Source organism: Rossellomorea oryzaecorticis (assembly GCF_045897515.1).
GTDB lineage: Bacteria > Bacillota > Bacilli > Bacillales > Bacillaceae_B > Rossellomorea > Rossellomorea enclensis.
This window is the reverse complement of record NZ_JBJOSA010000021.1, coordinates 1-22337: the sequence shown is the minus strand read 5'-3', so window position 1 is coordinate 22337 and position 22337 is coordinate 1. Positions and strand designations below refer to the sequence as shown.

At 46.4% G+C, this 22337-nt stretch carries 20 protein-coding genes and 2 tRNA genes; 20 read left to right on the top strand and 2 right to left on the bottom strand.

Features of this window, described 5'->3' with window-relative positions; genetic code table 11:
* Positions 1-60: 60 nt before the first annotated feature.
* Positions 61-483, top strand: coding sequence for a S1 domain-containing RNA-binding protein (locus ACKA06_RS18100; protein WP_032085202.1), 423 nt, complete (start codon positions 61-63; stop codon positions 481-483).
* A 506-nt stretch (positions 484-989) separates the two neighbouring features.
* Positions 990-1460: a DinB family protein gene (locus ACKA06_RS18095; RefSeq protein ID WP_032085201.1), complete on the top strand. Its 471-nt coding sequence runs from the start codon at positions 990-992 to the stop codon at positions 1458-1460.
* Positions 1461-1548: 88 nt separating this feature from the next.
* Here the strand turns inward: ACKA06_RS18095 and ACKA06_RS18090 are convergent.
* Both ACKA06_RS18090 and ACKA06_RS18085 read right to left on the bottom strand, forming a co-directional pair.
* Positions 1549-1620: transfer RNA gene (locus ACKA06_RS18090), tRNA-Glu, on the bottom strand.
* 10 nt (positions 1621-1630) lie between these two features.
* Positions 1631-1707 (bottom strand) — tRNA-Met (locus ACKA06_RS18085).
* A gap of 283 nt (positions 1708-1990) precedes the next feature.
* Between ACKA06_RS18085 and spoIIE the strand changes: the two genes are divergently transcribed.
* The 18 genes from spoIIE (at position 1991) to lysS (ending at position 21903) form a co-directional block, all read left to right on the top strand.
* A complete protein-coding gene (spoIIE, locus tag ACKA06_RS18080) occupies positions 1991-4483 on the top strand; it encodes a stage II sporulation protein E (RefSeq protein ID WP_411160343.1) in 2493 nt (830 codons plus the stop codon).
* Positions 4484-4580: 97 nt separating this feature from the next.
* On the top strand, positions 4581-5321 hold the full coding sequence (locus ACKA06_RS18075) for a VWA domain-containing protein (protein ID WP_032085199.1): 741 nt from the start codon (positions 4581-4583) through the stop codon (positions 5319-5321).
* Complete coding sequence (locus ACKA06_RS18070; protein WP_411160348.1) at positions 5290-6282, top strand: protein kinase domain-containing protein; 993 nt, start codon at positions 5290-5292, stop codon at positions 6280-6282. Before ACKA06_RS18075 ends, ACKA06_RS18070 begins: the two co-directional genes overlap by 32 nt.
* Positions 6283-6348: 66 nt before the next feature.
* Positions 6349-7755, top strand: a complete 1407-nt coding sequence (tilS, locus tag ACKA06_RS18065) for a tRNA lysidine(34) synthetase TilS (RefSeq protein ID WP_197669878.1) — start codon at positions 6349-6351, stop codon at positions 7753-7755.
* A gap of 3 nt (positions 7756-7758) precedes the next feature.
* The gene (hpt, locus tag ACKA06_RS18060) at positions 7759-8307 is read left to right on the top strand and encodes a hypoxanthine phosphoribosyltransferase (RefSeq protein ID WP_032085197.1); all 549 of its coding nucleotides are present in this window, start codon (positions 7759-7761) and stop codon (positions 8305-8307) included.
* Between the two features lie 126 nt (positions 8308-8433).
* Positions 8434-10410, top strand: coding sequence for an ATP-dependent zinc metalloprotease FtsH (gene ftsH / locus ACKA06_RS18055; RefSeq protein WP_058300024.1), 1977 nt, complete (start codon positions 8434-8436; stop codon positions 10408-10410).
* Between the two features lie 483 nt (positions 10411-10893).
* The gene (locus tag ACKA06_RS18050) at positions 10894-11661 is read left to right on the top strand and encodes a type III pantothenate kinase (protein WP_197495108.1); all 768 of its coding nucleotides are present in this window, start codon (positions 10894-10896) and stop codon (positions 11659-11661) included.
* Between the two features lie 22 nt (positions 11662-11683).
* Positions 11684-12562: an Hsp33 family molecular chaperone HslO gene (gene hslO / locus ACKA06_RS18045; protein ID WP_058300025.1), complete on the top strand. Its 879-nt coding sequence runs from the start codon at positions 11684-11686 to the stop codon at positions 12560-12562.
* A 27-nt stretch (positions 12563-12589) separates the two neighbouring features.
* Complete coding sequence (locus ACKA06_RS18040) at positions 12590-13492, top strand: peptidyl-prolyl cis-trans isomerase (RefSeq protein WP_411160342.1); 903 nt, start codon at positions 12590-12592, stop codon at positions 13490-13492.
* Between the two features lie 370 nt (positions 13493-13862).
* Complete coding sequence (cysK, locus tag ACKA06_RS18035) at positions 13863-14792, top strand: cysteine synthase A (RefSeq protein ID WP_058300027.1); 930 nt, start codon at positions 13863-13865, stop codon at positions 14790-14792.
* Positions 14793-15394: 602 nt separating this feature from the next.
* Positions 15395-16804: an aminodeoxychorismate synthase, component I gene (gene pabB, locus ACKA06_RS18030; RefSeq protein ID WP_098151152.1), complete on the top strand. Its 1410-nt coding sequence runs from the start codon at positions 15395-15397 to the stop codon at positions 16802-16804.
* Positions 16801-17388 carry an aminodeoxychorismate/anthranilate synthase component II gene (pabA, locus tag ACKA06_RS18025; RefSeq protein ID WP_032085190.1) on the top strand — a complete coding sequence of 196 codons (588 nt, stop codon included), beginning with the start codon at positions 16801-16803 and terminating at the stop codon, positions 17386-17388. Before pabB ends, pabA begins: the two co-directional genes overlap by 4 nt.
* Entirely contained in the window at positions 17388-18275 is an 888-nt protein-coding gene (gene pabC / locus ACKA06_RS18020; RefSeq protein WP_411160341.1) for an aminodeoxychorismate lyase, read from the top strand. Before pabA ends, pabC begins: the two co-directional genes overlap by 1 nt.
* The gene (folP, locus tag ACKA06_RS18015; RefSeq protein ID WP_411160340.1) at positions 18259-19092 is read left to right on the top strand and encodes a dihydropteroate synthase; all 834 of its coding nucleotides are present in this window, start codon (positions 18259-18261) and stop codon (positions 19090-19092) included. Before pabC ends, folP begins: the two co-directional genes overlap by 17 nt.
* Positions 19085-19447 carry a dihydroneopterin aldolase gene (gene folB, locus ACKA06_RS18010; protein ID WP_032085187.1) on the top strand — a complete coding sequence of 121 codons (363 nt, stop codon included), beginning with the start codon at positions 19085-19087 and terminating at the stop codon, positions 19445-19447. The genes folP and folB overlap by 8 nt, the downstream gene beginning before the upstream one ends.
* A complete protein-coding gene (gene folK, locus ACKA06_RS18005) occupies positions 19447-19974 on the top strand; it encodes a 2-amino-4-hydroxy-6-hydroxymethyldihydropteridine diphosphokinase (RefSeq protein WP_058300032.1) in 528 nt (175 codons plus the stop codon). The genes folB and folK overlap by 1 nt, the downstream gene beginning before the upstream one ends.
* Positions 19926-20150: a helix-turn-helix domain-containing protein gene (locus ACKA06_RS18000; protein ID WP_032085185.1), complete on the top strand. Its 225-nt coding sequence runs from the start codon at positions 19926-19928 to the stop codon at positions 20148-20150. Before folK ends, ACKA06_RS18000 begins: the two co-directional genes overlap by 49 nt.
* A gap of 265 nt (positions 20151-20415) precedes the next feature.
* Entirely contained in the window at positions 20416-21903 is a 1488-nt protein-coding gene (lysS, locus tag ACKA06_RS17995) for a lysine--tRNA ligase (protein WP_058300033.1), read from the top strand.
* Positions 21904-22337: the final 434 nt, after the last annotated feature.

The following is a 22337-nucleotide window of genomic DNA, read 5'->3' as shown; positions in this document are numbered from 1 at the left end:
ATTGGCTATAATATATAGTAAGGTTTATCTTTTATAATTTTAAGGAGGAGCATTTCTTTTATGTCAATCGAAGTAGGCAGCAAGTTACAGGGTAAGGTAACAGGCATTACAAATTTTGGAGCGTTCGTGGAGCTATCGGAAGGTTCAACTGGTTTGGTACACATTAGTGAGGTTGCAGACAATTACGTTAAGGATATCAACGAGCACCTTAAAGTCGGTGACGAAGTAACGGTTAAAGTCATTAATGTAGAAAACGATGGAAAGATCGGATTATCCATCCGTAAAGCCAAAGATCAGCCACAACGCCCGCAGCGCCAACAGCGCCCTCAGCGTCCGCGTAACAACAAACCGAATGATACGCGTACGAAAGAAAATTTCGAACAAAAGATGGCGCGCTTCCTGAAAGACAGTGAAGACCGTCTGTCATCTTTAAAGAAAAACACTGAATCGCGACGCGGCGGAAGAGGAGCGAAACGAGGCTAACTTGCTGTCTATTAACTCATATAGCAGGTTGTAAGACAGGGAACAGGCACATTCATTTTGAGTGTGCCTGTTTTTTTGTGTGCAACTTTGTGTGAAGGGGAACGGTCATGGCGCGGTTATCGATTTTGATTTCGATAATACAGAAGCTTGATTGATCATAAAAAAAGTCACTTCAATAATAAGCAGGAAGGTATCGATCATATATTTTTTTCAAATAAGCTATTCGATAATAAAACTCACTTTTTCAATAATAAAAGTTAAGAATTCGATAATAAAACTTTGATTTTCGATAATAAAGTCATCGTCTGGTTTTGGTTTTGAAGGAAAGCCGGGGACATCTGCAGTATATAGGGCAGTATCACTCAGAAATATTCCAATATACTGCAGTAATACAGCTTTGAATGCAAAAAGCCGGCCAATATAAACAATTTTGATACTATAAAAAGGAGTTCTATTCCCCGCCACCGAATATATGTTTGTAAACAGACAAACGGGGTGGGGTTAATATGAATAGGGAAGAACTTCTCAATCATCATGACTATTTTATTTTGTGGATGAAGGAATTGAAGGATATAGAAGAGGCGAAATGGTTCGCACCGATGGAAGAAGGGAAATGGTCGATCGCTGCAAATGTTTCGCATATCATAAAATGGGATGCTTATCTTATTGAGAATATACTGCCGAACCTGTCGGAAGGGGCTGTCCTTTCTGCATTTCCGGATTTCGACCCGTTTAACAGGGAAGCTGCAGAATATGCCCACGGCGGGGTCACCCAGGAACGGCTTCTGGAGGAGGGCATTGAAACACGGAAGTCCATCCTTCATTTTATTGACGGCCTAGAGGAGTCGCAGCTGGGCCTTTCCTTTGAAGTGGATGACCATCACTATACACTGAGCGAGTTCTTTGACGATTTCATTTGGCATGACAAGCATCACCAGAAACAGATCGAAGAGACGCTTTGCAAAGAGAAGGCATAATAAAGAAGACTATCCGGAATCGGATAGTCTTCTTTATTGTTTACCTTCAGCGCCAAACTCAGTTTGGGGCGCTTCCGCTTTTCTAATATGACCCGTACGGGATTCGAACCCGTGTTACCGCCGTGAAAGGGCGGTGTCTTAACCGCTTGACCAACGGGCCTAAAAAAATATGGTAGCGGCGGAGGGGATCGAACCCCCGACCTCACGGGTATGAACCGTACGCTCTAGCCAGCTGAGCTACACCGCCATATGTGTTTTAAGCACAAAATCTATAATACATACAAACAAAAATCTTGTCAACAGAATTTATAAAAAGAATTTGTCAAAATTCCTTCAAGTCAGTCTGCGTCTTGCGTATAGGAGCAAATTGGAAAAAAACACTCCGGTAGAGAGTGAAATTATCAGAATATTATAACGTATTCGCTAGAATGCCGTCGAAACATTCTTAGGCTTCATTCCCTCATTTTGACAAACTTCTGAACTTGTCCCATTTATACTAGACAAAAAAGTAAATGGGGAGTGTTTGTTACATGGGTAAAGCCGATCAGTCAATCATAGAACCTGTTCAAAATGTAGACATTGAACACACCAGACTGGAATTTTCCAAAGGAATCAAGTCGGTTTATTCCAAATTGGAATGGCTGTTTGTACAAAAAGGGATCGCATTGTTCATCATCGGATTTTTATTGGGAAGGGCACTCATTCTGTCACATTTGACTCCATTTGCCCTGCCTTTCTTTGCGTCTGTTTACCTTGTCCGGAGGGAGAAATCCCCGATTGCTTTACTGGGGCTGCTCGCAGGGGCCGTCACATTATCTTTCTCTAGTATTACGTATACGTTTGCAAGTACGATACTATTCCTGTTAATTTTCCGGTTAACGCAGAAGTATCATAAAAATGAACTTAAATATGTAGCATTTTATGTGTTATTCACTGCACTGAGTGTGAAGCTTGCCTTCAATTACATCCAGCAGGATCAGGTCCTGACCATCTATAACGGGGTCATGGCCATGATTGAGGCAACTCTTGCCTTTCTATTAACCTATATTTTCATACAAAGTATACCGCTTGTGACCGTGCAGCGGAGAAGGCGTTCGCTCAAAACAGAAGAAGTGGTCAGCCTGATCATCCTGCTCGCGTCGATCATGACAGGTACGATCGGCTGGGCTGTATACAGTTTGTCCATCGAACACATCCTGTCCCGCTACCTGGTGCTGTTATTCTCTTTTGTGGCAGGGGCTACAATCGGATCGACTGTCGGGGTCGTGACCGGTCTGATTTTCAGTCTGGCAAGTGTTGCGAGCTTTTATCAAATGAGTTTGCTTGCTTTTTCTGGACTTCTGGGCGGATTGATGAAAGAAGGAAAGAAATTTGGAGCGGCAATCGGTTTACTGATCGCTACCCTGCTTATGGGAATGTACGGAGATAGTGATACTGTTTTGACAAAAACATTGTATGAATCCGGAGTGGCGATTCTCTTGCTGTTTTTAACACCACAGAGTCTGGCCCTTAAAATAGCCAAACATATCCCGGGTACATCTGAATATCAGCAGGAACAGCAGGGATATATGAGAAGAGTGAGAGATGTGACCGCAAACCGGGTCACTCAGTTTTCGTCTGTGTTTCAAGCGTTATCGAAGAGTTTTCAGCAAATCGAAGACCAATTTGAAGAGGAGGAAGATAAGGAGTTTGACTATTTTTTAAGCAATGTCACGGAAAAAACGTGTCAGACATGCTTTAAAAAGGATCAATGCTGGTCACGGAATTTCGATAAAACCTATAATCTGATGAAAGATGTGATGAATGAGTTCGACCAGGGGAAAATACCGCTCAATCCGCGCCTTCACCGGGAATTGGACAAGCATTGTACGAAAGAAAAGAAGCTGCAGGATACGATTTATCAGGAACTGACCTTTTACCAGGCCAATTTGAAACTGAAAAAACAAGTAAAGGAGAGCAGGAGATTAGTAGCCGATCAATTACTGGGTGTTTCAGAAGTCATGGGCAATTTCGCGAAAGAGATTCAAAGAGAAAGGGAAAATCATTTTATACAGGAGGAGCATATCCTCTCGAGTATCAATGAATTCGGGATTGATATAGAAAATATTGAAATTTACAATCTGGAACAGGGGAATGTTGATATAGATATTACGACCCCTTACTGCGGGGGACATGGACAGGGGGAGAAACTGATTGCTCCGATGCTTTCGGATATCGTCGGGGAAAATATTATCCTGTTTAAGGAGGATTGTGCCCAATTTCCGAACGGGTACTGTCAGATGACATTCAGGTCGGCAAAGAAATTCGTGGTCGATACAGGTGTATCGCATGCGGCCAAAGGAGGGGGACTTGTATCGGGTGACAGTTATTCGATGATTGAACTTGGTGCCGGGAAGTTTGCGGTTGCGATCAGTGATGGAATGGGGAACGGGGAACGTGCCCATTATGAGAGCAACGAAACGCTCAGGCTGCTTCAAAAGATACTTGAATCGGGAATCGAGGAGGAGGTGGCGATCAAGTCCATCAATTCCATCCTGTCACTCAGGACGAATGATGAAATTTTCTCGACACTGGACCTGGCGATGATCGACCTTCAAAATGCATCCTCTAAATTCCTGAAGATCGGTTCCACACCGAGCTTTATTAAGCGCGGGGATAAAGTGATGAAAATAGAAGCCAGCAACCTGCCGATGGGGATGCTGCAGCATGATTTCGATGTGGATGTCGTGTCCGAACAGCTGAAAGCGGGCGATCTGTTGATCATGATGAGCGACGGTGCCTTTGAAGGGCCGAAGCATGTAGAGAACTATGATGTGTGGATGAAACGCAAAGTGACGGAACTTCAAACGGATGACCCTCAAGAAGTGGCGGATATACTCATGGAGGAAGTGATACGTTCAAGTTCCGGTCTGATAGAGGATGATATGACGATCATGGTATCGAAGATCAAACATAATATCCCGAAATGGTCATCGATTCCAGTGCAGAAACCATATGAAAAGGATAAGAAAAGAATCTCCTAGGAAAGGCGGTCTTCTCTATAAATATAGTGAATTGAAGTATAAATCTCTCCTGATTCGGCGAAGATGATACCATCTTTTGAATTAGGAGGGGAGTCTGATGAAGACAGGTACACTTCGTCAAATTCTATTGTTAACGGATGGCTGTTCGAACCAGGGTGAAGACCCGATTGCCATGGCGGCACTCGCCAAGGAGCAGGGGATCACGGTCAATGTAATCGGTGTAATGGATAATGATGTGATTGATGATAACGGCATGCAGGAGATTGAAGGGATCGCCCTGTCAGGCGGCGGGGTCAGCCAGATTGTCTATGCCCAGCAGCTGTCCCAGACGGTCCAGATGGTCACGAGGAAAGCGATGACCCAGACGCTGCAGGGATTGGTGAATAATGAACTGAAACAGATCCTCGGGAAATCGGCTTCGATGGAAGAATTACCTCCCGACCAGCGCGGAGAAGTGATGGAAGTGGTGGATGAGCTTGGCGAGAATGTGGACATGGAAGTGTTGATTCTTGTCGATACGTCTGCGAGCATGAAGCATAAGCTTCCGACGGTCAAGGAAGCCTTGCTGGATCTGTCTTTAAGCCTGAATGCGAGAATGGGAGACAACAAATTTTCTGTGTTCGTATTTCCCGGGAAACGACAGGATGTCGAAAAATTGCTGGATTGGACACCTAAACTCGAAACACTTACGAGTATTTTCTCTAAGTTGTCCCCAGGCGGTATCACCCCGACGGGTCCGGCCATTTCTGAAGCTCTGACATACTTCAAGAAAAAACGTTCATTAAGGGGATTGCTCTCTCGTGGCGATGATGAACAATACTTCGAAGAAACCATTTAATTTCCCTGCGGGGACGGTGATCCGCGGAAAATGGTATAAACAGATTTATACGATTGTGAAAGAGTTGGGCTATGGCGCCAACGGAATGGTCTATCTTGTGCAGGGCGCCTCCGGCTACCTCGCATTGAAGATGAGTGACAGCAATGTCTCCATCACTTCGGAAGTCAACGTATTGAAGTCTTTTTCCAAGGTCCAGGGAACTCCCCTTGGACCTAAGCTTCATCAAGTCGATGACTGGGAGACCAGGGGCGTCATCATTCATTTTTATACGATGGAATATATACAGGGTATGAATCTATTAAGTTTTGTACAATCGAAAGGGCCTTCATGGACAGGTGTCCTGATTGCGCAGCTGCTTTCTGACCTTGAGCGGATTCATCAGGAAGGCTGGGTGTTCGGTGATCTCAAGCCGGAGAATCTGATTGTGACAGGGCCGCCTTACCGGATACGCTGTATCGATGTCGGCGGGACAACGATACAGGGAAGGGCAATAAAGGAATTCACCGAGTTCTTCGACCGGGGTTACTGGCTCGGGGGTTCCAGGAAAGCAGAACCTACCTATGATCTTTTCTCAGTGGGTATGATCTTAATTAATATAGCCTATCCCCAGCGTTTCAATAAGACCGGAACGGGGAATATGCAGCAATTAAGGAAGGCCATTGCATCGAAAGACCAATTAAGCAAGTTTCAGCCCACCATTGAAAAAGCGCTGGAGGGTAGTTTCCGCACAGCGGGTGAGATGAGAATTCATTTGTTGAACGGGCTCTCGCATGGAAGAAGCGCTCACTCTGCCGGTCCAGCGGTAAAAGCCGCTTCATCTTCTCCGAGGCAGCCGGCTTCCCAGCGGAGCAGGGTACAGAAGCAACAGAGGAAGAAATCGAGCCACTTCCTTGAAACAGTACTGGTGGTCATGATCGTCTCCCTTCTTTATGTCTTATACATATACGGAGAGCTGATGTAGATTGGTAGTAGCGGAGCGCTGAAATTGTTACAATGAGGAAAAAGAGCCCGGGAAGAGGAACGTAACATGTTTGAGCATACGGTGAAAGTTTTCATACAGCGTCATGGGTTGATCGAAGCAGGCGACCGGATCGTGACAGCCGTCTCCGGAGGACCGGATTCGCTGGCCCTTCTTCATTTTCTTCATGTGAATAGAAAAGAATGGGGAGCTGAAGTGATTGCTGCTCATCTCGATCATATGTTTCGGGGAGAGGAGTCATATCAGGAGCTCCTTTTTGTTAAGGACTTTTGTGAAAAGCGGGACATCCCTTTCTACAGTGAAAGAATTGATGTCGGGAAAGTCATGGAAGACGAATCGGGCAGTCTGCAGGAAAGCGCCCGCAATGTCCGGTATGGGTTCCTCCGGGAAGTCATGGAGGAAGCCATAGCGGACAAGCTGGCACTCGGCCATCACGGGGATGATCAGATGGAAACGATCTTGATGAGGATGACCAGGGGTTCTGCCGGAAAGGGAAGGGCAGGCATCCCGTATAAGCGCGAGTTCCACAGGGGAATGATTATCCGTCCATTCCTGACTGTGACCAAAAAGGAAATCTGGGACTACTGCCGGGAGCACGGACTCACACCCCGCATCGATCCCAGCAATGAAAAAGATCTCTACACAAGGAACCGCTTCAGGAGGGCGGTCATTCCTTTCCTGAAGGAAGAAAACCCCCAGGTCCATCATCAATTTCAACAATTTAGTGAAGAAATAACAGAAGATGAAGAGTTTTTAGAGGAATTAACACGGGTAAAGTTGAATAAAGTATGGAATAATACTGAGGTTTTCTCGGTATTGAATATCGAAGGCTTCCTTGCAATGGCTGAGCCTTTACAAAGAAGAGGGATTAATCTAATATTAAACTATCTTTACAAACTAAGACCATCTTCTTTATCGACTATACATATTTACGATGTATTGGGTATATTAAGAGGAAATTCACCTAATGCTAGCTTGGATTTACCTGGAGGTCTCACAGTAACAAGGGCATATGACACCTGTTATTTTCACTTTGGGAAATTAGAGTCTGGTCAAGCCCCTTATTGCTATGAGTTAAAGGAACATACACCTCTCACACTTCCAAGCGGTTCTCAATTTATTCTCAAGGATTCTTCAGAAGTCCGCGGTTCAAGCGGCGGTGACTGCATTTACCTCCATCGAGGGGATACAGCGCTCCCGTTATCCATCCGGACGAGGAAGACAGGGGATCGATTGAAAATCAAGGGTTTAAATGGGACAAAAAAGCTTAAATCCTTATTCATTGATGAAAAGGTCCCTCGCCATTTGCGCGACGCGTGGCCGGTTGTCACGGATGCCGAGGATAACATCCTCTGGGTTCCAGGCATAAAAAAGTCAATATACGATTTAGGAGAAGCCCGGGAAAATAGTTTAGTATTACAATTTACAAGCAATCATCTTCTAGGAGGCAGTTGAACATTGTTAAATCAGGATATTGAAAAAGTATTGATCTCAGAGGAAGAACTTCAGGCGAAAATCAAGGATTTAGGGGCGCAGCTGACAGAGGAGTATCAAGATAAATTCCCACTCGCCATAGGTGTGCTGAAAGGTGCAATGCCATTCATGGCTGACCTGTGCAAACGCATGGACACACATATGGAAATGGATTTCATGGACGTATCAAGTTACGGGAACTCCACTGTTTCTTCCGGTGAAGTCAAGATTGTGAAAGACCTGGATACAAAAGTTGAAGGCCGTGACATCCTGATCATCGAAGACATCATCGACAGCGGTTTGACGCTGAGCTACCTTGTGGAATTATTCCGCTACCGCAAAGCGAAATCGATCAGCATCGTCACACTTTTAGATAAGCCGTCCGGCCGCAAAGCGGACATCGTAGCAGACTATGTCGGCTTTATCGTTCCGGATGAATTCGTCGTTGGCTACGGTCTGGATTATGCGGAAAGATACCGTAATCTTCCTTACATCGGTGTCTTGAAACCTGAAGTGTATACAACAGGTGAATAAGCGTAATCTAAAGAGGAATCATTCTATTCGTTTTAACGGAAAACATCAAGGCCTATTTGTTGTAATGCCATGATTTACTATGATACTATTTTAGTTAGTTTGTTTACCCGTGGGAGGAGGTAAGGGATGAACCGGATCTTTCGTAACACCATATTCTATTTACTGGTCTTTTTAGTCATTATAGGTGTGGTGAGTTATTTCAGTAACAACAACGAACCAACCAAAAATATCGAATACAGCACGTTCATCAACCAGCTTGAAAAAGGGGAAGTCGAATCATTCTCCATTCAGCCTGGAAGAGGTGTATATGAGGTAAAAGGAGAACTGAAAGGTGCTAAAGAAGGAGAATCCTTCTTAACCTATGTCCTTACAACCGATGGCAAGTTAATGGACCAAATCAATGCTGCAGCTTCCGAGCAGGGTATTGATGTAAATGTATTGCAGGCCAAAGAAACAAGCGGATGGGTATCGTTCTTTACAACGATCATTCCATTTGTCATCATCTTCATACTGTTCTTCTTCTTACTGAACCAGGCTCAGGGCGGCGGAAGCCGAGTCATGAATTTCGGTAAGAGCAAGGCGAAGCTTTACAGTGAAGAGAAAAAGAAAGTCCGCTTTAAAGATGTAGCAGGAGCGGATGAAGAGAAACAGGAACTTGTAGAAGTCGTGGAATTTCTTAAGGATCCGCGTAAATTCTCTGAAATAGGTGCACGCATACCTAAAGGGGTGCTGTTGGTAGGACCTCCGGGTACCGGTAAAACATTGCTTGCCAGAGCAGCGGCAGGAGAAGCGGGAGTACCGTTCTTCTCCATCAGTGGTTCTGACTTCGTTGAAATGTTTGTCGGTGTCGGTGCATCACGTGTACGTGATCTATTTGAAAACGCAAAGAAAAATGCGCCTTGTATCATCTTCATCGATGAGATTGATGCAGTGGGACGCCAGCGTGGAGCGGGACTTGGCGGAGGCCACGATGAACGTGAGCAGACGCTTAACCAGCTTCTTGTTGAAATGGACGGTTTCGGAGCCAACGAAGGGATCATCATCGTTGCCGCAACGAACAGACCGGACATTCTTGACCCGGCATTACTTCGTCCAGGACGTTTTGACCGTCAGATTACGGTTGACCGCCCGGATGTCATCGGCCGTGAAGCGGTACTGCAGGTACATGCACGCAACAAGCCGCTTGATGATACAGTTGATTTGAAGGCGATCGCCATGAGGACCCCTGGTTTCTCCGGTGCCGACCTTGAAAATCTTCTGAACGAGGCAGCACTCGTGGCAGCCCGTGAGGACAAAAAGAAAATCGATATGCGTGACATCGACGAAGCAACGGACCGCGTCATTGCAGGGCCAGCTAAGAAGAGCCGCGTCATATCTGAAAAAGAACGTAAAATCGTTGCTTACCATGAAGCCGGCCATACGGTGATCGGGGTCATACTTGATGAAGCGGATATGGTACATAAAGTGACCATCGTTCCACGCGGTCAGGCTGGCGGATATGCCGTCATGCTTCCTAAAGAAGATCGCTACTTTATGACAAAGCCTGAGCTTCTTGATAAAATCACGGGCTTGCTTGGAGGACGTGTCGCAGAGGAAATCATCTTCGGCGAAGTATCCACCGGTGCCCACAATGACTTCCAGCGTGCAACGGGTATTGCACGCAAGATGGTGACCGAATACGGTATGAGCGACAAGCTCGGACCGCTTCAATTCGGTTCACAGCAAGGCGGTCAAGTGTTCCTGGGCCGTGACATCAATAGTGAACAAAACTATTCTGATGCCATCGCTCATGAAATCGACACGGAAATGCAGCGCCTGATCAAAGAAAGCTATGCACGTGCGAAGAAGATTCTCACCGAGAACCGCGACAAGCTTGAACTGATTGCCAAAACGCTGCTTGACGTCGAAACACTCGATGCAGCCCAAATCAAACACCTCGTCGATCACGGAAAACTGCCTGAACGCGTTTACGAATCTGACAAAACAGACAACGGCGACGTAAAGGTAAACATCCAAAAGAAAAACGAACAAAACGTGATCGAAGCAGAAACACCAGACACAACACCAAAAAACGACGATCCTGACAAAACAGATCGCGTGTAATAAGAGAAGACTGTACCTGTAACGGGTGCAGTCTTTTTTTATATTCATTTCACAATGGCGGGTTGCACAACACAAAACATTCATTAAAACCGGCTCCAGCGTTGATTGGAGTGCAAGACGGAGACTCTTGCGGGAAAAGTAGCTAATTAGAAAAGCGGAAGGGCTTTGTATAGAGGCGGCTGGCATAAGACGAATCGGCCACGAAGGCGTTCTTTGTCTTCTTGGCCGGTTTGGCTTATGACATGTGCCTCTAAGCCCTGCAGCTGGACAAGTGAGACCCCGCAGGAGCGAATGCGACGAGGAGGCTCACGGGCTACCCGCGGAAAGCGAAGTCTTGCACGGAAATCATAAGCGGTATTTAAGAACAATCTAAGTTTTAAATTTGCAGTGATCAACCGCTCAGTTTTTGTACTTACCTATTATTTATTAGATATGGTATGATGTTGGCAGTGTGTAAAACAATACGCTTAGTAGGTGAGAATATTGATTTTTGTAATGGACGTAGGGAACACAAACATCGTCTATGGCGTCTATGAAGGCGACCATTTAAAATATCACTGGAGATCTGAAACCAACAGGCACAAAACCGAAGATGAATTCGGTATGCTGGTCAAGAATCTCTTTCAGCATGTAGACTTGAAATTCGAAGAAATAGACGGCATCATCATTTCGTCCGTCGTTCCGCCAATCATGTTCAGTCTGGAGCGCATGTGCGAAAAGTATTTCAATGTCACGCCGCTTGTTGTCGGACCCGGGATCAAAACAGGTTTGAATATCAAATATGAAAATCCCCGTGAAGTCGGTGCAGACCGGATCGTGAACGCGGTTGCCGGCATCCATGAATACGGCGGGCCGCTGATCATCGTCGATTTCGGTACCGCGACTACTTACTGCTACATCAACGAGGAAAAACAATATATGGGCGGGGCGATCGCGCCCGGAATCGGCATTTCGACTGAAGCCCTTTATTCGAAGGCGGCAAAGTTACCGAGGATCGAAATCGCCCGTCCGGATAACATCATCGGAAAGAACACGGTAACCGCGATGCAGGCCGGCATCCTTTATGGATATGTAGGACAAGTTGAGGGAATCGTACAAAGGATGAAATCCCAAAGTAAAAAGGAACCGACCGTGATTGCAACCGGGGGACTGGCGACGTTGATATCCAAAGAATCGAACACAATCGATGTCGTCGATCCGTTCCTTACCCTTAAAGGATTAAAACTGATTTATAAACGAAACATGAATTAAGAAAAAGGAAAGGAGCTTGAATATGAGCGACTACTTAGTGAAAGCCCTGGCTTATAATGGGCAAGTGCGAGCGTATGCCGTCAAAAGTACAGATACTGTCGGCGAAGCGCAGAGAAGACATGACACCTGGCCGACAGCTTCAGCTGCTCTTGGCCGTTCCATCAGTGCCGGTGTCATGATGGGCGCGATGCTTAAGGGAGAAAATAAACTGACGATCAAGGTGGAAGGCGGAGGTCCGATCGGTGCCATCATCGTAGACAGCAACGCCAAGGGTGAAGTGAGGGGATATGTCTCCAACCCGCATGTCCATTTTGATTTGAATGAACATGGAAAGCTCGATGTCCGTCGTGCGGTGGGTACATCAGGAACTCTTTCGGTCGTGAAAGACATCGGAATGAGAGACCATTTCTCAGGACAGGTACCGATTGTTTCAGGAGAACTGGGCGAAGATTTCACCTACTACTTCGTGACTTCAGAACAGGTGCCTTCATCTGTCGGAGTCGGAGTATTGGTCAATCCCGACAATACAATCCTTGCTTCAGGCGGCTTCATCCTGCAATTGATGCCGGGTACGGACGATGAAACAATTACAAAAATCGAAGAAAGATTGTCAAAAATCCCGCCGATATCAAAGCTGATTGAAAAAGGCCTGACTCCTGAAGAAATATTGGAAGAAGTGCTTGGAGAAGGTGAAGTGAAGGTCCTTGAAACGATGCCGGTATCATTCCAGTGTAAGTGTTCAAAAGACCGTTTTGCCAATGCGATCATCAGCCTGGGTGAAAATGAGATTCAAGATATGATCGATGAAGAAGGACAAGCAGAAGCGAAATGCCACTTCTGTAATGAGACATATATGTTTTCCGGGAAAGAATTGGAAGAACTTAAAAACGAAGCGAAATAGTAAAAAAATCAGGGAGACACACAATCGATGAAACGTAAACCAAAACCTTTTCTGATTGCTGCGGCCGTACTGCTGGTGACGAATATCATCACTTTATTTTTATGGTTGAAACCTGATGCTTCCCCGGGTGTTGGCGGAATCAGTGCGGGCAGCGAGGTCGTTGCCACGGTAGGCGGTGATTCTGTCACCAGGGAAGACTGGCTTTATACGCTTGAACAAAAGTACGGCGAACAGGAGCTGAGACAGCTGGTCAATCAAAAAGTGATCGACAAAGCTGCGAAGAAGTATAATGTTTCCATTTCCGATAAAGAAGTCGATCAAGAATTTGATCTGATACGCTCTGCGTATGACTCTTTCGATGAAGAGTTCACTGCAGACGAGCAAACGGTCAAAGCCCAGATCAGGACCGACTTACTGCTGGAAGAGCTGCTGACCAAGGATGTAGAAATATCGGAAGAAGACATGAAAAACTTCTATACCCAAAATGAAGAAATGTACTCGATTCCTAAAATGTTCAACCTGAAACAAATCAAAGTAAAAGACAAATCCGAGGCCGGGCAGGTCATCAAGGAATTAGAGAGCGGCTCAAGCTTCGATGTCCTGGCAATGGAGCGTTCCACCGATGACGGGAGTGCCAATCTGGGCGGGGACATCGGCTATGTGCCTGCAGAGGGAGAGCTTTTATCCCCTGAAGCGGTGAAGGAGCTCGAATCCACCAAGAAAGGCAAATGGAGTCAGCCGGTGAAAACGGGATCAGATTATGTCATTTATCTTTTAAAAGATACCGTAAAAGAAAGACAATACAGTTATAAAGACGTAAAAGATCAGATCCGCCGCCAGCTTGCGATGGAACAAGTGGAAACACCGCTCACGCCTGAAGCATTCTGGGATGAAGCAGAAGTGGAATGGTTTTACGGCACGGAACAATGATGAAAGACTGGCTTAGCGGCCAGTCTTTTTCCATTTACATAAACATAAGGGGTTTAACGAATCATAGTAGGGATATATGGTGAATAGAGTAGGAAAAGAGAAATGCGTGCTCACGAGAGATAGACCCTGCGTCTTACTTTGTCCAGCTTCAGGGCATAGATGCCATAAGCTAAACCCAAGAACGCAAAAACGCCTTCACAGCAATTCATCTTATGCCAAACGCCTCTGAACAAAGCCCATACGCATTTATGGTTGTCCATCTACGCCGGGTATATCCTCGAGGTCATTTCAATTGACAATTTGATTGAAAATTGGTACGTTTTAGATAATAAATCCAACAAAATTACTTGGGATTGGGAGTGTGGAATGTATGGTAAGAGTGGCTAATTCAATTTCGGAATTAATCGGTCAGACTCCAATAGTGAAGCTTAATCGACTAGTCGATGACAACAGCGCGGATGTGTACTTAAAATTAGAATATATGAATCCAGGAAGCAGTGTGAAAGACAGGATCGCCCTGGCGATGATCGAAGAGGCTGAAAAAGCAGGGAAGATCAAGCCTGGGGATTCCATCGTGGAACCGACGAGCGGAAACACAGGGATCGGCCTTGCCATGGTTGCTGCGGCAAAAGGCTATAAATCAGTACTTGTCATGCCTGACACCATGAGTATGGAAAGACGAAACCTTCTGCGTGCATACGGAGCGGAGTTAGTATTGACGCCGGGATCCGAAGGGATGGGCGGCGCGATCCGCAAAGCCGAAGAACTATCCAATGAAAAAGGATACTTCATGCCGCAGCAGTTCAAAAATGAAGCAAACCCGAAAGTGCACAGAGAAACGACAGGGAAAGAAATCGTTGAGCAAATGGGCGGGCAGCTTGATGGTTTTGTTGCAGGGATCGGAACCGGCGGAACGATCACCGGAGCCGGCGAAGTATTGAAGGAGCATTATCCATCCATCAAATTGTATGCGGTGGAACCAACCGACTCCCCGATTCTGTCGGGCGGTAAGCCAGGTCCTCATAAAATCCAGGGGATCGGCGCGGGGTTTGTGCCTGACATCCTGAATACTTCTCTTTACGACGAAGTCATCCAGGTGAAGAATGATGAGGCTTTTGATTATGCAAGGAGAGCCGCCAGGGAAGAAGGGATCCTCGGAGGCATCTCATCCGGAGCCGCGATCTGCGCTGCACTGAAAGTCGCAAAAGAACTCGGCAAAGGAAAGAAAGTCCTCGCCGTCATCCCGAGTAACGGGGAACGCTACCTGAGCACTCCGCTTTATCAATTTGATGACGAATAAATAAATGAACCAAATCCTGAAGAAGGCAATTGCTTCGGGATTTTTCTTTTGTTGTATGAAATTTTACCCCCTGTGGTTGAAAGAATTTTGGGGAGTATCCAGCAGCTGGTTGAGCACACTGGGCGTGGAGGGGACTAGCAGGTTAATTCCTTATTTTTACATTTGGTGGAATTATCCCCGGAATTGAAAGATTAATTGCTGAATTTCAAAGATTAACGGTCAAAATTCGAAGATTATCAGCTGAAATTCGAAGATTATCGTCCCGAATTCGAAGATTACCCGCCCCGAATGAAGTGAAGCCTCCCCATCCGGAAGGTTTTCAACCCAAAGTCAAAGGTGGCGGTCCCGTATTCGAAGATTGACTGCCTTAAACTAAGATCGCCGACCCCATCCCGGGGATTTACACCCCGAATTCAAAGATCACCGCCCCAACTCCGAAGATTTTCCTCCCCAAACCCGATAATTAAAAGCCCAAACTCAAAGTTCAATGAATCAAACCACAAGATTCCTACAAAACTCCCCCTTTCCATACTTTCAACAGTGAAACCTTCCCAAACTTCATGTATCATGAAAGAAGATAAAACAGTAGGAGTGTGAAGTACGTGCAGCACTTATATTTTCATAAAACCCGAACAACAAAAGAACAATTCTTCTCAGCATATGAACAACTGAGCCGGGACCAATCACATCATGTATTGTTGGAAAGCGGCCGGGGAGGAAGATATAGTGTTGCCGGACTTCAACCGAAAGCAATCGCGCAAAGCTCAGGGGATGGCCTTATCATCCAGGATGATGAAAACACGGAAATCAGATATGGTGATCCATTGATCGAACTGGAAAAATGGCTGGATCCCCTAAAAACCGAGAGGCATCCCGACCTTCCTGATTTCCAGGGAGGGGTCATCGGTTTTCTGAGCTATGACTATGCAAGGAGAATCGAGAAACTGCCGGAACTGAGTCAAGATGATCTCGGGATTCCGGAAGTGTATTTCTTTTATTTAGATCAGTGGGCGGTATTTGACCACGAAGAAGAGGTAATGTGGACGATGATCCTCACGCAGGCTGAGAAGTCAGATGCCGAAACACTGCTGCAAACGTGGACGGAAGTGTGGAAAGGGAAGCTTGCAAATCGTGACCTTCAAGTCGATATGGAGCCGGATAAGGAGACCGCCGGCCGCGGAGTATCCATGGATGAAGAACAATTTTCAAATGCGGTAAAGAGAATACAAGATTATATCTCGCAGGGTGATGTTTTTCAGGTCAATCTATCGGTCAGGCAGTCAGAGAAACTCAATGCCGAGCCGTTCGCGGTTTATAAAAAACTACGTGAACTGAATCCTTCTCCATATATGAGCTACATCCAGACACCGGACTTCCAGATCGTGTCGGGATCACCGGAGCTTTTGGTCAAGAAAAAGGGGACGGAAGTGAGCACAAGACCGATTGCCGGCACGCGTTCCCGCGGGAAAGATGCCAATGAAGATGCAGCGCTTGCACAGGAACTCATCGGCAATGAAAAGGAACGGGCCGAACACGTCATGCTCGTTGATCTAGAGCGGAATGACTTGGGGAGGGTTTGTGCCTACGGGACGGTTGAAGTCAATGAGTTCATGGTCATCGAGAAGTATTCGCATGTCATGCACATCGTTTCTAATGTAAGAGGGAGACTGGATGAGCAGAAGACCAATGCCGATGTCATCCGTTCTGTTTTTCCGGGAGGCACGATCACCGGGGCACCAAAAGTAAGGACGATGGAAATCATCGAAGAATTGGAGCCGGTCAGAAGGGGCATTTATACAGGGTCGATCGGCTGGATCGGCGTGAACGGTGATGTGGAATTGAATATCGTCATCCGCACGATGCTGGTGAAGGACCAGCAAGCTTACATCCAGGCGGGTGCTGGCGTTGTCATCGACTCGAACCCGAAATATGAATACAAGGAATCGCTGAAGAAAGCCAGGGCGCTCTGGGTTGCCAAGGCCATGGCGGAAGGAAACGGGGGACAACCATGATACTCATGATCGATAATTATGACTCATTCACATATAATCTTGTCCAGTTTTTAGGAGAGCTTGGTGAAGAATTGGTCGTCAGACGGAATGACGAAATCACCATCCCTGATATCGAAGCGATGTCACCCGATTACCTGATGATATCTCCCGGGCCCTGCAGTCCGGACGAAGCAGGGATCAGCCTTGAGGTGATTTCTCATTTTGCAGGGAAAATACCGATCTTCGGTGTATGCCTGGGCCACCAGTCGATTGCCCAGGTCTTTGGAGGGGATGTCATCCGCGCCGAACGTCTGATGCACGGTAAAGTGTCTGACATGCATCATGACGGAAAGACCCTCTTCAAGGGACTCAAGAACCCGTTTGAAGCAACACGCTATCATTCGCTGATTGTAAAACGTGAAACCCTGCCGGATTGTTTTAATATCACAGCCGAGACCTCCAAGGGAGAAATCATGGCCATCCGCCATAAAGAGCTCCCGATCGAAGGGGTGCAATTCCATCCAGAGTCGATCATGACCCAGTATGGAAAGCAGCTTCTGAAGAACTTCCTTGAAACCTATAAGAAAGCAGAGCTGCCGGTTTAATGTATATCTATTCCAACGGCAAGATCATTCATCAGTCAGAAGCCGCCATCTCCCCTTTTGATCACGGTTACCTTTACGGTCTTGGTGTCTTTGAAACCTTCCGGACGTATGGCGGACATCCCTTTTTATTGGGGGATCACTTAGCCAGGTTGAATAAGGGTCTCCAAGTACTGAACATCGAAGTGGATCTAGATGAAGCGGAAATAAAGCAGGTTGTGGCCTCGCTTATAAGAAAAAATGGACTGGACGATGCCTACTGCCGGCTGAATGTATCGGGAGGTCCTGGTGAAATCGGATTACAGACTGCTCCTTACGGGGATCCAACGGTCATCCTTTTTCAAAAAAAATTGCCGCCATCCGTGCCATTGCGAGAAAAAGAGGGTGTCTTCCTCAAGCTGAGGCGGAGCACCCCTGAGATAAAGGAGAGATTGAAGTCCCATCATTATCTCAATAATCTTGCTGCTAAAAGGGAAATCGGTCCCGATCAGGATAAAGAAGGGATCTTTATTACGGGTGACGGCTATCTATGCGAAGGGATCACATCGAATCTCTTCTGGATAAAAGAAGGAGAACTTTTTACCCCTGCTGTTGAAACCGGACTTTTAAACGGAATCACCAGACAGTTTATTCTCGCCCTGGCGGAGAAATTGAACCTCCCTGTCCGGGAAGGGTTTTTCCAAGAGAGCGATCTGGAAGCGGCAAGCGAAGTATTCTTTACGAATTCCGTGCAGGAAATCGTACCGGTAAGGAAAATCGGGGATCAAACCTATGCAGGCCGTGACGGCCGCTGGGTCAGGTTGCTGCATGAACAGTATCAAGAATACGTATCTTACTTAAACTCCATTGAGGACATGAAAGAAGGGAACACCCATGACAAAAACGATTAAATGCGGAAACTATGAATTGGACTATTCCAGCAAAACCCTCATCATGGGGATCCTGAATGTGACGCCCGATTCCTTTTCTGACGGAGGGTCATATGACTCCGTTCAGAAAGCAGTGGCGCGTGCGCAGGAAATGGTGGAAGAAGGAGCGGACATAATAGACGTCGGCGGCGAATCGACTCGGCCGGGGCATACCCCTGTCACTGCAGAGGAAGAGATTTCAAGGGTGGTCCCGATCATAAAAGCGCTTGTCAAAGAAGTCGATGTCCCAATTTCAATCGATACGTATAAAGCGGAGACTGCCAAAGCGGCTGTCGAGGCAGGCGCTCATATTATCAATGACGTCTGGGGCGCGAAGAAGGACCCGCTGATGGCAGCGGCGGCAGCTGAAAAGGGCGTGCCGATCATCCTGATGCACAACCGAGAGGATAAAGAGTATGAAGTCTTCATGAGAGATGCCGTACAGGACCTCCAGGAAAGCATCTCCCTTGTAAAAAAAGCGGGTGTAATGGATGAACAGATCATCCTCGACCCGGGGATCGGTTTTGCCAAATCATTCGAACAGAACCTTGAAATGATGAGGAACGTCGACACCCTCGTATCCCTCGGTTATCCAGTCCTTTACGCCACCTCGCGAAAACGGGTCATCGGCCATGTGCTGGACCTGCCGGTGGAAGAAAGGATGGAAGGGACGGGTGCGACGGTATGCTGGGGCATTCAGAAGGGCTGCCAGCTCGTACGTGTCCATGATGTGAAGGAAATGGCTCGGATGGCGAAGATGACAGATGCTTTAATGGGAAAGGGGCAGTACGATGGATAAAATCATGTTGAACGAAATGGAATTCTACGGCTATCACGGGGTTTTTTCAGAAGAAAACAAGCTCGGCCAGCGGTTCCGGGTGAGCGTGGAGCTGCATCTCGATCTGAAAAAATCAGGACAAACCGACAATCTCGAGGATTCCGTCAATTATGCGGATGTGTATTCTATAGCCAAGTCTGTGGTGGAAGGGGAACCTCTTAATCTGGTGGAAGCGGTGGCCGAAAGGATATCTTCGGAATTATTGGAATCATTCTCTGCTGTTGAAAGCTGCACGATAACACTGATCAAGCCCGACCCGCCGATTCCCGGTCACTACCGGTCGGTGGCGGTGGAGATTACGAGGAGTCGATCATAATGAAGAGTATTGCATACCTTTCCCTGGGCTCGAATATGGGGGAGCGGGAGGCTTATCTGGAAAAAGCCATTAATATCCTGGATAGTCATGGTAAGATAGAGGTAAGAAGGAAATCGTCGATCTATGAAACGGATCCAGTAGGTTTTACCGATCAAGGCGAATTTTTGAATATGGTGATTGAAGTCCGTACGGATTTACGTCCGGAAATATTGCTGCAGCAATGCCTGCAGGTGGAACATGACCTTGGGCGAAAAAGGGAGTTCAAGTGGGGACCGAGGATCATAGACATTGATATCCTGCTCTATGATCACAAATCGATTGATTCTGAGGATCTCCTCGTCCCTCATCCAAGGATGCAGGAGAGAGCGTTTGTTCTCATACCGCTTTTAGAGCTTGAACCGTCCATCCCGCATCCTGCTGACGGCACCCCGTTCAATCGCTTTCTGGACGAAATACCTGACAAAGAAGGAGTTCGGTTATGGAAACAGATAAATGGGGAAGACGCGTTCGTGCATTCAGAAAGCTGAAAGGATTCACTCAGGAAGGTCTGGCAAAGGAACTGGGCATCTCCGTCTCTGTTCTCGGAGAAGTGGAGAGAGGGAGCCGCATTCCCAAAGAAGACTTCATGGTGAAGGTGGCAGATGTGCTCGGCATTACGCTCGAGGACCTGGACCCTCAGGGTGATTTGGAGCATAGTGAATAATCCATCAGTGATAAATCAATCGAAATCTGTTATTCTGAAAAAGGCTGGATTCCAATCATGATACCCCTCATGAACGGAGCAGCCTTTTTTAGATAGATTCTTTATTGCAGTATCCGTGTGCCCTGGTCGGCACACACGGGACAGTTTTCTCAAAGAACTGGAACTTTAGGGGTGTTACAATCCCTGATATTGTGTAAAATAGTATGGTATATATTCGTATCAGTCTAGTAAAGCAGGAAAGCAGATAGAATAGGAGTGAAACACAATGAGTCACGAAGAAATAAATGACCAGTTCCGCGTAAGGCGCGAAAAAATGGAATCCATCCGTGAAAAAGGAATGGATCCTTTCGGTAAACGTTTTGAACGCACACACAGCTCATCAGATATCAAATCACAATATGATGAGTTTTCTAAAGAAGAGTTGGAAGAAAAAGAGGTTTCGGTAACGATTGCCGGCCGTATCATGACGAAGCGCGGAAAAGGGAAAGCGGGATTTGCCCACCTTCAGGACCTCGAAGGACAAGTTCAAATCTATGTTCGTAAAGATGCAGTAGGCGAAGAAGCGTATGAATATTTCAACACTGCAGACCTTGGAGATATCGTCGGTATTACAGGGACAGTTTTCAAAACGAAGGTTGGAGAACTTTCAGTTAAAGCAAAGGAATTTACCTTGCTGACAAAAGCGCTGCGTCCTCTTCCCGAGAAGTTCCACGGTTTGAAAGACGTAGAGCAACGTTACCGCCAGCGCTACCTGGACCTGATCACAAGCCAGGAAAGCAAAGAGACATTCATCGCCCGGAGCCGCATCATCCAATCGATGAGAAGATACTTAGATAACAACGGCTACCTTGAAGTAGAAACACCGATGATGCACAGCATCGCGGGAGGAGCATCAGCACGTCCTTTTACAACGCATCACAATGCCCTCGATATGCCGCTGTATATGCGTATCGCAATCGAGCTGCACTTGAAGCGCCTGATCGTCGGCGGTCTTGAAAAAGTATACGAAATCGGCCGGGTATTCCGTAATGAAGGGGTGTCTACGCGACACAACCCTGAATTCACAATGATCGAGCTTTATGAAGCCTATGCAGATTACCGCGATATCATGGCATTGACTGAAAACCTTGTTGCGCATATCGCAAAAGAGGTATTCGGTTCTGCAACCGTTCAATACGGTGATTATGAAGTGAACCTGGAGCCTGAGTGGACCCGTCTTCATATGGTAGACGCCGTAAAAGAACATACTGGAGTAGACTTCTGGAAAGAAATGTCCGCTGAAGAAGCACGTGCACTGGCTAAAGAGCATGGCATTGAAATCAAGGACAATATGCAATACGGTCATGTCGTAAATGAATTCTTCGAGCAAAAAGTAGAAGACAAGCTTATTCAGCCTACATTCATCTACGGCCACCCGGTGGAGATTTCTCCGCTGGCGAAGAAAAACGATGAGGATCCTCGATTCACAGATCGTTTCGAATTGTTCATCGTGGGCCGTGAGCACGCAAACGCGTTTACAGAGCTTAACGATCCAATCGATCAAAGAGAACGCTTTGAAGCTCAGCTAAAAGAAAGAGAAGAAGGTAACGATGAAGCACACATGATGGATGACGACTTCATTGAAGCATTGGAATACGGTATGCCTCCGACTGGCGGCCTGGGAATCGGGATCGACAGGCTTGTTATGCTGTTAACGAACTCCCCGTCCATCCGTGACGTCCTGCTGTTCCCATTGATGCGCCATCGTGATTAAAGGATAATATATAGAAGAAAGCAGCGGCTGCAGGCCGCTGCTTTTTATTTAAGTGGACTATACTCGTAATAGGAAGCATGAACCTGTTTTATATGGCTCGAGACCTATTTTGAAAAAGAATTAAAAAAGATGTAAAAAACTATTGCGCCCAAGTTTATATGGTGGTATATTATTATCTGTTGCCGCAAAACACGGCAGACACACAAAAAACTTTTTAAAAAAAGTTATTGACACTTCGGTGTTGATGCTGTAATATTTAAAGGGTCGCTTCAAACGAAGTAAGCAACAAATTGAACCTTGAAAACTGAACAAAACAAGACAATACGTCAACGTTAATTCTAGATTTACCGCAACGAGTAATCGTTGCAAACAAGAGCTATTCAAACTTTTATCGGAGAGTTTGATCCTGGCTCAGGACGAACGCTGGCGGCGTG